This window comes from Streptomyces sp. NPDC094448, from assembly GCF_044763775.1.
Lineage (GTDB): Bacteria > Actinomycetota > Actinomycetes > Streptomycetales > Streptomycetaceae > Streptomyces.
In genome coordinates this window covers 428,197-439,648 of the sequence record NZ_JBIWGU010000003.1, presented here as the reverse complement: position 1 = coordinate 439,648, position 11,452 = coordinate 428,197, and the positions used below count along the sequence as shown (strand labels likewise).

The following is an 11,452-nucleotide window of genomic DNA, read 5'->3' as shown; positions in this document are numbered from 1 at the left end:
CTCTGTGCCCCTCGTCCCCGCCGCCCCGCCAGGAGTACCGGATGCCGCCCCGCCAGGAACCGCCCGAGCGGCCCACCGCGCCCGAGCGCCCCGTGGAAAGCCTCGTCGTCCCCTACGAGCCCGATGCCCTGCCGTCCGGGCTGGTGCCGCTCGTCGGTGACGAGGTGTCGGGGCGCTGGCGTGCCGTCGACCGCTCCGCCCACGCGCCTCGTCTCGTGGCCGTTCCCGGCGGCGAGGGCGAGGAGTGGACCGCTGCGGCGCTCGTGACAGCACGCCCGCACACGGCCTATCTGAAAATCGTCGACGCCGTCGGCGACGTGCGGGCGGCCGTGGAGGCGGTCGTCACCCTCGCGGACCGCGAAGGGCTCGCACAGGTCAAGTGGGAGGGGTGGACGGCACACGCCGAGGACGTCGCCGCCACCGGATTCACCGGGTTGAGGTCCCCGCTGACGCAGCCGGAGGGCGCGGCCGGACCGGCTGCCGGCTACGTCCGCTGGCTGCGCGAAGGCGTCACGACCACACCTCTGTACTACGGGCAGACCACGCACTTCACCTGCGGAGCCGTCACCGCCCTGGTCGCCCGAGCACATGCCGGTACGGTGAAGTGGCAGGCGCTCGACCGGCAGGCGGAGCTGACGCTGTGGCGCGACGCCACCAACTTCCTCGCGTGCGAGCCCGTCGGGCTGGGCGTCGCCGTACACCGGGCCCGGCCCTCAACCCCGGTCAGGGTCCATCTGGACTCGGACGGGCCGGTGCTGCTCGACCACTATCCGGAGAAGGACCGGGAGTGGCGGGCCCTGCTCCAGCGCGCCTCCAGGGAGGACGCGGAGCGCACCGGAGTCCCCGTGGACCCGGACCGTCTCTCCCTGAGCGCAGTCCGGGACTCGATCGGCCGGCGCGAGCAGGTACTGCTCCTGCTGTCGCTCGCCGGGATGCAGGGGTTCGACGTGCCGCACTGGGTGCTCTGTCACGGCGCCGTATCCGGTGCCATCGTGATCGAGGATCCGTGGGCCAACGCGACGACGGGTGACACCTGGGTCGACGCCCATCTCCTGCCGGTGCCCGACTCGTCGCTCGACCTGATGTCGGTCCTCTCGCCGGAGGGCTTCCGCGGTGCGGTGACCATCGGCCGTCCGCAGGAGCGGGACGCGCGCTCATGAACGAACACCATGATCCACTCTGCCGGTGCTACGGGAAGGAGACGACAGCGATGGAGATTCGACCCACGGCCGACGAGGACCTGGAGGTCTTCGTCGACACGATCCACACGGCGTTCGGGCGCTTCCCCGGAGCCCCTGCCGCGGAGGCCGGACAGTGGTGGTCGGCGCTGGAGATGGACCGCGGTCTGCTCGCCCTGTCCGAGGACGGCCGGCCCGTGGGCACCGCAGCCGCGTACTCCTTCGAACTCACCCTGCCCGGCCGGCACATCGCCCCCGTCACCGGGGTGAGCGCGGTCGGGGTCCTGCCCTCGCACCGGCGGCGCGGCGTGCTCAGCGCGTTGATGCGGCGGCAGCTCTCCGAGGTGCGGGCGCGGGGGGAGTTCCTCTCGGTGCTGCTGGCTTCCGAGGCTCCGATCTACGGCCGGTTCGGCTACGGACCGGCGACTTTCACCACCCGGCTGACGGTGCCGCGTCACCGAGCCGCCCTCACGGCGCCCCGGTCGCCTGCGCCGGCCGATGCGGACAGCGGCACGGTCGAGGTGATGCGGCGTTCCGCGTGCGGCGGAATCCTCGAAGCGGTGTACGACCGCTACCGCCGCGCCCAGCCCGGCGCGCTGTCCCGGCCGCACCGCTGGTGGGCGTTGGGAGCGGGGCAGGCGCCGGTCTCCTCGGCACCGCGTTACATCGCGGTCCACCGAGACGCCGACGGGGTGGCGGACGGGTACGCCGGCTACTCGATCGGTGAGGGCGGCACCCTGACGGTAGACGAGACCATCGCCACCGATGACGCGGCCTTCACGTCCCTGGCCCGGTTCGTCCTCGGCCACGACCTGGTCTCACAGGTCGTGTTCCGGCACATCCCGCCCGAGCACCCGCTGCGCTGGCAGCTCGCGGACCTCCGGGCCGGCGAGGTCGGGGATCACGCAGACTGGCTGTGGGTGCGTCTCCTCGATGTCCCTCGCGCCCTGACAGCACGCGGCTGGGTCACGGACGGCGACCTCGTCCTCGACGTGGACGATCCGTTCCTCGGCGAGCACGACCGCTATCTGCTGACGGTCCGCGAGGGCAGAGCGTCCTGTGTCCCCACCGGCCGGCACCCCGACCTGTCGCTGGACGTGCGCGACCTGGGCTCCCTCTATCTGGGCGGTATCGCCCCCAGTACGCTCGTCCGGGCGGGACACGTCCGGGCCTGCCGTCCGGGCGCCGCCGCCGCGGCGGACGCGCTGTTCCGTACCGAAGGCCCCCCGCACTGCCTGCACTGGTTCTGAGCGCCGCTGTCACGGGCCCACACCGGGTCGGTTCGTCCGGCCGGGCTCCGGCCCGCGTGACGGGGTAACGCGCGTCGGCATCGGCGTCGTCCTGCTCCGGGCGTCCCTCTGCGGGGGAAGGACCGAAGCTCTGTGCAGAATGACCCTGCGTTTTCGGGGGATGCGGGTGCCCGGGGGTCTCGGGCTACGGGACTACTGTGTGCTCGCCCAGTCGGCGCCGATCCGGTCGGCGACCGAGAAGTCGGTTTCGCAGTCCGGGCAGGTGGCGTTCCCGAAGACATAGGTCAGCACATGAGCGACTTCGTGCCGGCCGTCGTTGAGTGCGATGCCGTGGAGACGCGTGCCGATGCCTTCCAGGTCTGCCGGGCGCGTCGGCCGGAGCGGGCGGGTTTCGATGGTGTCGTCCGACAGGGCGTAGTCCTCGCTGGTGCAGAAGAACCCTCTTTCACCAAGGGCGATGAACAGGTTCGATTCACATCCGGGACAGGAGATCTCGTATTCCTCGTTCCCGATTCCCCAAGCCAGATCCTCGCTCCATCCCGCGACGCCCTCGAAGCCGAGCATGGACTCCAGAAGGTCGATGTACTCGGTGGGATCGGTCGCGGTCCGGAGACGGCGGTTCACCGATGCCAGCAGGGTCGCGATCTCCGCCGAGTGCTGTGCGCGGACATCGCCCGCTCCATGCGGCTGCTCGGCGCGCGCCATGATGGCCCCCGCCAGACCCAGGGCGTTAACGGCTTGTCCCCGGTCTTCGTTCTCGGCCATGCCGGCCAGCCAGGGCAGCGCTGCGAAACTGGCCGAGTAGACGCTGCCCTGATGGCACAGTGCCGACCAAAGGTCGTTCCAGAGGTCTGACTCGGGCTCGGACGCGATGCGTGCCAGCAGGGCGGGTATGTCTTCGGCAGAGCCGTAGGCGTGGCTGAGTCGCGGCCAATCTGTCATACCGGGAATTCCATCATGCCCGCGGCTGCCTCGCCCATGCGGTGCGCAAGCCTTTGCTCGAACGCGCAAGTCTGCCTGAGCAGCTGTTCGTTGCCCTGATGGCTGCAGCCGTTTACGACCCGGATCCCAGCCACTGCCGCTGGGCCGCCGCAGCAGACCGCGACGCATCCTGAACCCGACGTCCACCCCCTCCTTGCACTACGGGACGGTGCGGTCCGGCCCGTGGCACGGGGCCGAGCCGGGAGCGGGCTCGGCCCCGAGGGGTGGGCGGCCGTCCTCGGCCGCGACGGCAGAGGACAGGCCGGCGCCACCCCATGGGTAACCCCATCACCTGCTCTGCCGAACGGTTCGTTCCCCTTCGGACACCGAATGGATGAAGGTGATCGTGCGGGAGCGCATGCCCGCACGGCGTTGCTCCACCATTTCCTCGACCGGAGGGTCGAAAGGCCCGCGGATCGGTTTGCTGTGCAGCTTGACCGCGCAGTCGAGATCGGTGCAGAGGAGAAGGCCCACCGTGTTCAGGCGTTTGCGCTTGTCCCGGGACGGGAGCCGTGCGGTGAAGAGTGAGATCTCGTTGAACCGGCGGGTGAACCGGCACAGGTCGCACATCATGGCGCGCGAGCCGTGTGCCGCGTCGTTCGGGGCCTGCCGCAGCAGCACCCCCAACGCCTGGCCGTCGGCCTCGGCGACGAGGTAGGCACGCTGCGGCGAGCGCAGGTCCCGCCATCCGAGGTAGTCGATTCGGTCCCACCGGACGTCGTCGAACCAGGTGGGCAACCGAACCTTGTTGCCGGTTCCGTCCGGGTTCACGATCGCGCCGCGTACCTCGTCCCTGGTCATCGGGCGCATGGCAGCTCCCGGCGAGTTGCCCGCGGGTGGATGGACATGCCGGTCGGGAAGGCGTGCGGAAGGGGTGGGAGAGTCCTTGGGGTACTGGACACTCGGGTGCTCCTTGCTGAGAAGTCCGTCATGACAGCAAGAGCAGGCCGAGCGGCTCGGCGAAGAGGCCCACTCGCCGACCGCGATATGGACGCAGGCGGGGAGGCGTGGGCTGGTTCAGCGCACCGGAGGTTCACGTCCGGTCCGTCGTCCGGCGAGGACGACGTCAGGGCAGCGGACGGTTAGACGGTGCGGCGAGGCGCGCTCGGCGCGGGCCGAAACATAAAAATCCCTCTTCCAGGGCGCAGTGGGCCCAGAGCAGTTCGACGAACTCGGCGAGACTAACAACACCTCCCGGAGCAGTGGCAACTGATTTATCGGCCACCTGTCCGGCGGGCGGTGGTGCCGGCCCTCCTCCCGGCCGGCCGCCGCCGCTCACGGTCCCCGTGACCACACCCGGGTCACGGGGACCGGCGTCGCGAGAGCCGATTCCGCTTCCTCAGCAGGGCCGGTAGGACGAGATCCTGTCGTTGATCCACCCGGGGAGCGTGGCCCACCACTCGCCGGGGCCGATCCTGAACTCAAGACCGCCGTAGTTCCCGTGCTCGTAGAAGCACATACGGAGGTTTGTGCTGTTGCCTATGGAGGAGGTGCTGTCCTGCGCGGGGCCGCTGAGATTCGCGACCTGCACAGGCGCACCGCTCGGGTACACCGGGATCGAGTAGTTGGGGTTGGCGTAGATGAAGACGCCGGCCAGCGCGGGGGCCGGAGCGGCGGCCGCCGGGGGTGTGTTCATCACCAGACTCGCCGAAGCGGCCAGGGCTCCCACGGCACCTGCCGCGGCCAGGCGCTGCCCGGTCTTCCTCAGTAACGACATGGACTTGTCCTTTCCTTGCGGGAAGGAGCCCGACGTCGGAGCACATCGGGCCCGCGGACGGTGGTACGTCATGACGCGATTATGCAAGATCTTGCAGAAACCTACTGAAAGGATTTTCTTCAACTGGGCCGCCGAAGGCAAGAGGCCGGTCCGCACGGGACGCGGCCGTATCCGGTGGGCGCCCGTCCCGGGCGGCCTCGGCGCCCTGGGGAGTGCTGTATTGCGCCTTCTTCAACTCCCGCGCGAACGTGCCGAGAACCCCTGTCGGGTCCGTGTCGGGTCCGTGTCGGCGGGGGTGCCGGGACGGGCGTCGCGCAGGCCGTGCTCGCCGTTCAGGGGGTTGGAGGCCGTCTGCTGCACCGGTCATCGGCGGGTGGTGTTCGTGGGCCGGGCGCGGGCCGCGGCGCCCGGCGATCGCGGGGCCTACCGGAACCGGCGGCCTGTCACAGCCTCCGCCCATCGGCCCGCACGAGTCCAATACGCGGCCGTGATGGCAGGCGTCACCATCACTGATCGCGCCGTCCCCCCGGGTTCTGCCGCAGTGCCCCGTGCCCTCCGGGGGCGGGGCAGACGGTCCGGGAGCGGGTGTGAGCCGGCTCGACGCCCCTGCGTGCAAGGACGGGTCGTCGTGCCGCTGTCGAGACCGCTTGCCTTCCGCTGCGGCACGACTCTCGGTTACGGGCCGCAGCTCCATGTGTCGCCCTCAAGGGGATCCTTCCGCTCCGGAAGGCGCGGCCGCCCGAGCCGTCGGTCGTCCGGCGCAGTGCCGCCGGGGCGTAAGCCCCTCCTCTCGGGACCGGCATTCCCTCTGTAGCAGAGCTAATATGGATATAAGTGAAATATCGGGTGTGGGTGAGGTGAGGAGGCCGGTCATGGGTCGCAGGCCCGGAACCGATTCCGCGGTCGAGCTGGGCGCACTGCTCGCCGGTATCAACCGGCTGGTCCGCCGCCAGGTGCGCGAGTCCCTGCACGGCCCGTACCTGCTGGGCGCCCAGGCCGAACTGCTCCGCCTCGTCTCCGAGCGCCCCGGCATCCGGGTCTCCGCCGCCGCCCGGGAACTGCGGCTCGCGGGCAACTCGGTCTCCACCCTCGTACGCCAGCTCGCCGCCGTCGGCCTCCTGGTCCGCGAACCGGACCCCCGTGACCGCCGGGCGGCCCTCCTCACCGTCACCCCCGAGGCCGACCGCCGCCTCCGGGCCTGGGAGGACCACCGCGCGGCCCTGCTGACCGACCGGTTCGACCAGCTCCCCACCGTCGACCGCGCCGCCCTCGTGGCGGCCCTGCCCGCGCTGCGCACACTGGCCGCGCGGCTCCACGAGGAGGTGCTCTGAGCCATGACCCCGACCCCCGCCACCCGCGCCGCCCACCCCGGGGAGCCCGCCGGCCCGGCCGGGCCGGCGATCGCCTGCACGGGCCTCGCCTACCGGTTCGGTGCCACCCTCGCGGTCGACGGCGTCGACTTCGACGTCGCCCCCGGCGAGGTCTTCGGCCTCCTCGGGCCCAACGGCGCGGGCAAGACCACCACCATCCGGGCGATCACCACCTTGCTTCCCGTCCCCTCCGGCATGGTCCGCGTCTTCGGCCACGACGTGCGGCGCGAGCGGATGCGGGTACGCCGGCTCCTCGGCTATGTCCCTCAGCAGCTCTCCGCCGACGCCGCTCTCAACGGCCGGGAGAACGTGATGCTCTTCGCCCGGGTGTACGACGTACCTCGCCGCGAACGGGCCGCCCGGGTCGACCGGGCCCTCGCCGCCGTCGGCCTCACCGACGCCGCGCACCGGCTGGCCGCCACCTACTCCGGCGGTATGGTCCGCCGCCTCGAACTCGCCCAGGCCCTGGTCAGCGCCCCCCGCTTGCTGATCCTCGACGAACCCACCATCGGGCTGGACCCCATCGCCCGTACCAGCGTGTGGCAGCGGCTCGCCGAAGTGCGGCACGCCACCGGGATGACCGTCCTGGTCACCACCCACGCGATGGAGGAGGCCGACCGCTACTGCGACCGGGTCGCCCTCATGCACCTGGGTCGCATCCGCGCTCTGGGAACGCCCGCCGAACTCAAGGCCGGCCTGGCCACCGCCACCGGCCTGGTCCGGCCCACCCTGGAGGACGTCTTCCGCCACCACGCGGGCGGCAGCCTCGACGACGAAGGAGGGGAGTTCCGTGATGTGCGCAGCACCCGCCGCACGGCCTCCCGGCTCGGCTGACACGGTCACCGCACTCGGCGGGAGCGCGGGAACCGCCGACGGCCTCGGGGCCCGTACCGCGCCGCCCGCCCGCACCGGCCTTCTCGTGGTCTTCTCCCGGGTCGCCGCCATGTGCGCGGTCGAGGTGGAGAAGCTGCGCCACGACCGCACCGAGCTGTACACCCGGGCCATCCAGCCCGCCCTGTGGCTGCTGATCTTCGGTGAGACCTTCACCCGCATCCACGCGATACCGACGGGGAATGTCCCCTACCTCGACTTCCTGGCGCCCGGGATCATCGCCCAGTCGGCGATGTTCATCGCCATCTTCTACGGCATCCAGATCATCTGGGAGCGGGACGCCGGAGTGCTCAGCAAACTCCTGGTCACCCCCACCCCGCGGGCCGCCCTGGTCACCGGCAAGGCCTTCGCCGCCGGTGTCAAGGCCGTGATCCAGGCAGCCGTCGTGGTCGTCATCGCCGCCCTGCTCGGCGTGGCCCTCACCTGGAACCCGCTGAAGCTGCTGGGCGTGGCCCTCGTCGTCGTCCTCGGATCGGCCTTCTTCTCCTGTCTGTCGATGAGCATCGCCGGTATCGTCCTGACCCGCGACCGGCTGATGGGCATCGGCCAGGCGATCACCATGCCGCTGTTCTTCGCCTCCAACGCCCTTTACCCCGTGGCACTGATGCCGGGCTGGCTCCAGGCGGTGGCGAAGGCCAATCCGCTCAGTTACGAGGTCGACGCCCTGCGCGGCCTGCTCATCGGCACCCCCGCCCATCTCCCGCTCGACTTCGGGGTACTCGCCTTCGCCGCGGCCGTCGGCATCGCGGCAGCCTCCGCGCTCCTCGGCCGCCTCGCCCGGTGAGCGAACGAGTCCGCGAAGGAGCCCATGGACCGGTTCACGGACCGGTCTTGTGGACGACATGGCCCGGCTCGGGCCCTGCTCGGCGCTGCCGGTTCGCCGGCCGGTGCCGGACTGCACACGGTGGCTCGGATGTCGCACGTAACAACGCCCACGACGGACACCACCACGCGTGGGACATCGAGCGCATCCTGCGGCACACGACTCCCGGGTGAGAACCGGAACGGCCACCGTGTGATCGGCAAGGGTTGTGCCGACTCCTGAAGGGTGTGTGACAGCGGCGGGCACGCCCCCCACCGCCGATCGTCCCGGCGCGCTGGAGGAGACTGTGTCCCATGGCTGATCCGACCGTGCCCGACCGGGCCGCCCACCACCTCTTCTCGTACGGCACCCTGCAACTGCCCGAGGTCCAGCTCTCGCAGTTCGGCCGCCTGCTCCACGGCACCCCCGACGCGCTGCCCGGCCACCGCACCACGATCCTCCTGATCACCGACCCGGATGTGATCCGGGCCAGCGGCACCGACCGTCATCCCATGGTCGTCCGTTCACCGGACCCCGAAGACCGTGTGGAGGGCCAGGTATTCGCGGTCAGCGACGCCGAACTGGCGATGGCGGACGCGTACGAGGTCGACGACTACGCCCGCCGCGAGGTGACACTCCGCTCCGGCATCCGCGCATGGGTCTATCTGGAGCGCGCTGAGGATCCGGCACACCACTGATATCGGGGCGCGCCGGTGCCGAGGGGGTCCGCGGACCTCAAGGAGGGGACACGGGAGGCTCCGCCGCATCCCGGTCGTAGGCGAGACGGGCGGTCCGGACCTCCTCGATATGGTCCTCGGCCCAGGCCTTGACGGCGGCCATCACCGGCAGCAGGCTGCGGCCGAGCGGGGTCAGCCGGTAGTCCACCCGCACCGGCACCGACGCGGTCACCGTCCTGGTGAGCAGACCGTCGCGTTCGAGGGCGCGCAGCGTCTGGGTGAGCATCTTCTGGCTGACCCCGGCGATGGTCCGGTTCAGGTCGCTGTACCGCAGCGGCCCCCCGGCCAGCGCGGTCAGCACCAGACTCACCCACTTGTCGCTGAGCCGGTCCAGCAGTTCCCGTGCCGGGCAGGTGGCCAGATAGGCATCGTAGGCGGCCCGCTCCTCAAGGCGGCGCTGGGCGGCGGTACGGGTCGCCATGGCACACTCCCGGGTCCGGTACGCACTCCGGAGTGCGTACTTCCTGATGGAGAGTAACGCCCTCTAGGTTCGCGGACATGAGAGCTGTCATCGTCCGTTCCTTCGGCGGCCCGGAAGTCCTCGAAGTGGCCCGGATCCCGGTGCCGCGTCCGGGCCCCGGCCAGGTCCTCGTCCGGGTCGCCGCCGCGACGGTCAACCCCGTGGACGTCCAGACCCGTTCCGGCGCACTCACCGCGGCCGGCCTGCTTCCGCGGCGCGATGTCGTCGGCCTCGGCTGGGACGTCGCCGGTACCGTCGACGTCCTCGGCCCCGGTGTCTCCGGACTCCGCCGCGGCGATACGGTGATCGGTCTCTGCGACCGGCTGCCCCTGTCCGCCAAGACCCAGGCCGAATACGCCGTACTGGACGCGGACGCGATCGCCGCCGTACCCGCCGGAACCGACCCGGTGGCCGCCGCGACCCTGCCCCTCGGCGGGCTCACCGCCGCCCAGGCACTCGATACCGCCGGCACCAGACCCGGCGACACCCTGCTGGTCACCGGAGCGGCGGGAGCCGTCGGCGGCTACACCGTGCAGCTCGCCGCCTCGGCCGGCGTACGCGTGGTCGCCGTCGCGGGAACCGGCGACGAGGAACTCGTACGCGACCTCGGCGCGGAACACTTCGTACCGCGTACCGCGGAACTCCCCGCAGCCGTGCGCCGTCTGGTCCCCGGTGGCGTACACGCCGCCGTCGACGCGGCGTCCGTCGGCATACCCGCACTGGACGCGGTCCGCGGCGGAGGCTCCCTCGTCGGCGTCCTGGGCAACGCCCCGCCACCCCTGCGGGGCATCCGGGTGGCCAACGTATGGATCCGCGCCGACGGCCCCCGCCTCGCCGCACTGGCCGCCGCCGGGCTCCGGCTGCGGGTCGCGGACGTCATGCCGCTGGACGAGGTCGCCGCAGCACACCGCAGACTGGCGGCGGGCGGGCTCCGCGGTCGGCTGGTCCTGGTGCCCTGACCGCCCCCCGCTCCCCACCCCCTCGCAGGCCGTGGCGTCCGTACGGGCCCGGCGCGGACCGGTCCGCACGGGACGGGGATTTGCGCCTCGGGCCCGCTCCGCGGCACGGTGCTCAGGGGCGGAAGGTGCGGCGATAGGTGTCCGGTGGGACGCCGACGGTGCGGTGGAAATGGCGCCGCAGCGTGGTGGCGGTACCCATACCGGTGGCCGTGGCGATGGTGTCGACGGTGGCGTTGGTGGTCTCCAGGAGTTCTTGCGCATGACGGATGCGCTGGGTGTGGAGCCAGTGCAGTGGTGTGGTGCCCGTGAGCTGTTTGAAGTGCCGGGCGAGATGGCGCGAACTCATCCGGGCCCGGCGGGCCAGGTCTTCCACGGTCAGCGGTTGGTCCAGTCGCTCCAGCGCCCAGGGGAAGAGACCGTCCAGAGGGTGGTTCCCGGGCTCGGGCAGGGGCGTGGCGATGAACTGGGCCTGTCCGCCGTCGCGGTGGGGCGGGACGACCAGACGGCGGGCGATCCTGTTCGCGTTGGCCGAACCGTGGTCGAGCCGGACGAGATGCAGGCACAGGTCCATGGCGGCGGCTTTGCCCGCGGAGGTGAGAACGTCGCCGTTGTCGACGTAGAGGACGTCCGGATCGACCGCGGCCGCCGGGTGGCGCCGGGCCAGTTCCCCGGTGTGGCCCCAGTGGGTGGTGGCACGCCGGCCGTCGAGCAGTCCGGCCGCGCCCAGGACGAACGCGCCGGTGCACAGGGAGGCCACGCGGGCACCGGCCTCATGGGCGGCGCGTACCGCCTGCACGAGTTCGCCGGGCGGTTCGCGGTCGGTGTCCGCCCAGCCGGGGACGATCACCGTGTCGGCGTGTACGAGGTGGTCGAGTCCGTGGTCGGGCTCGATACGGAAGCGGTCGACGGACACGGGCCCGTTCCCGCAGACGGAGAAGTCGTACCAGGGGCTGACGATATGGGTCAGATCGGCGCCGAAGACCTCGACGGCCACGGCCAGTTCGTAGTGGAGCATGCCGTCGGTGACGGCCAGCGCAACAGCGGGCATGTCCGAAACTGTACGCACCATGTCGTTTCCGACGATCGTGTGGGGTGTCGTGCCCGGGA

Annotated in this window: 12 protein-coding genes; 7 read left to right on the top strand and 5 right to left on the bottom strand. The window is 71.3% G+C overall.

From position 1 onward, the window contains the following. The first annotated feature begins 41 nt into the window (after positions 1 to 41). Both ACIQ9E_RS08035 and ACIQ9E_RS08030 read left to right on the top strand, forming a co-directional pair. Positions 42 to 1,160, top strand: coding sequence for a peptidase C39 family protein (locus tag ACIQ9E_RS08035; RefSeq protein ID WP_403703705.1), 1,119 nt, complete (start codon positions 42 to 44; stop codon positions 1,158 to 1,160). Between the two features lie 50 nt (positions 1,161 to 1,210). After that, complete coding sequence (locus ACIQ9E_RS08030) at positions 1,211 to 2,428, top strand: GNAT family N-acetyltransferase (RefSeq protein ID WP_403703702.1); 1,218 nt, start codon at positions 1,211 to 1,213, stop codon at positions 2,426 to 2,428. Between the two features lie 192 nt (positions 2,429 to 2,620). On the opposite strand, the gene ACIQ9E_RS08025 is transcribed toward ACIQ9E_RS08030, so the two are convergent. From ACIQ9E_RS08025 to ACIQ9E_RS08015, 3 genes are all read right to left on the bottom strand, one after another. Further along, positions 2,621 to 3,370: a hypothetical protein gene (locus ACIQ9E_RS08025; protein ID WP_403703700.1), complete on the bottom strand. Its 750-nt coding sequence runs from the start codon at positions 3,368 to 3,370 to the stop codon at positions 2,621 to 2,623. Positions 3,371 to 3,697: 327 nt separating this feature from the next. After that, complete coding sequence (locus tag ACIQ9E_RS08020; protein WP_403703697.1) at positions 3,698 to 4,210, bottom strand: FBP domain-containing protein; 513 nt, start codon at positions 4,208 to 4,210, stop codon at positions 3,698 to 3,700. A 538-nt stretch (positions 4,211 to 4,748) separates the two neighbouring features. Beyond that, the gene (locus tag ACIQ9E_RS08015) at positions 4,749 to 5,126 is read right to left on the bottom strand and encodes a hypothetical protein (protein ID WP_403703694.1); all 378 of its coding nucleotides are present in this window, start codon (positions 5,124 to 5,126) and stop codon (positions 4,749 to 4,751) included. Positions 5,127 to 5,998: 872 nt separating this feature from the next. Here ACIQ9E_RS08015 and ACIQ9E_RS08010 point away from each other — a divergent pair. From ACIQ9E_RS08010 to ACIQ9E_RS07995, 4 genes are all read left to right on the top strand, one after another. Beyond that, positions 5,999 to 6,457 carry a MarR family winged helix-turn-helix transcriptional regulator gene (locus tag ACIQ9E_RS08010; protein WP_403703691.1) on the top strand — a complete coding sequence of 153 codons (459 nt, stop codon included), beginning with the start codon at positions 5,999 to 6,001 and terminating at the stop codon, positions 6,455 to 6,457. A 3-nt stretch (positions 6,458 to 6,460) separates the two neighbouring features. Further along, the gene (locus tag ACIQ9E_RS08005) at positions 6,461 to 7,330 is read left to right on the top strand and encodes an ABC transporter ATP-binding protein (RefSeq protein ID WP_403703688.1); all 870 of its coding nucleotides are present in this window, start codon (positions 6,461 to 6,463) and stop codon (positions 7,328 to 7,330) included. After that, on the top strand, positions 7,290 to 8,171 hold the full coding sequence (locus ACIQ9E_RS08000; RefSeq protein WP_403703685.1) for an ABC transporter permease: 882 nt from the start codon (positions 7,290 to 7,292) through the stop codon (positions 8,169 to 8,171). Before ACIQ9E_RS08005 ends, ACIQ9E_RS08000 begins: the two co-directional genes overlap by 41 nt. Before the next feature lie 332 nt (positions 8,172 to 8,503). Further along, entirely contained in the window at positions 8,504 to 8,887 is a 384-nt protein-coding gene (locus ACIQ9E_RS07995; RefSeq protein WP_403703682.1) for a gamma-glutamylcyclotransferase family protein, read from the top strand. Between the two features lie 37 nt (positions 8,888 to 8,924). On the opposite strand, the gene ACIQ9E_RS07990 is transcribed toward ACIQ9E_RS07995, so the two are convergent. Beyond that, a complete protein-coding gene (locus tag ACIQ9E_RS07990) occupies positions 8,925 to 9,347 on the bottom strand; it encodes a winged helix-turn-helix transcriptional regulator (RefSeq protein ID WP_403703679.1) in 423 nt (140 codons plus the stop codon). A gap of 77 nt (positions 9,348 to 9,424) precedes the next feature. Here ACIQ9E_RS07990 and ACIQ9E_RS07985 point away from each other — a divergent pair, with 77 nt between their 5' ends. After that, entirely contained in the window at positions 9,425 to 10,345 is a 921-nt protein-coding gene (locus ACIQ9E_RS07985; RefSeq protein WP_403703676.1) for an NADP-dependent oxidoreductase, read from the top strand. 112 nt (positions 10,346 to 10,457) lie between these two features. On the opposite strand, the gene ACIQ9E_RS07980 is transcribed toward ACIQ9E_RS07985, so the two are convergent. After that, positions 10,458 to 11,393 carry a helix-turn-helix domain-containing protein gene (locus tag ACIQ9E_RS07980; RefSeq protein ID WP_403703673.1) on the bottom strand — a complete coding sequence of 312 codons (936 nt, stop codon included), beginning with the start codon at positions 11,391 to 11,393 and terminating at the stop codon, positions 10,458 to 10,460. Positions 11,394 to 11,452 lie beyond the last annotated feature (59 nt).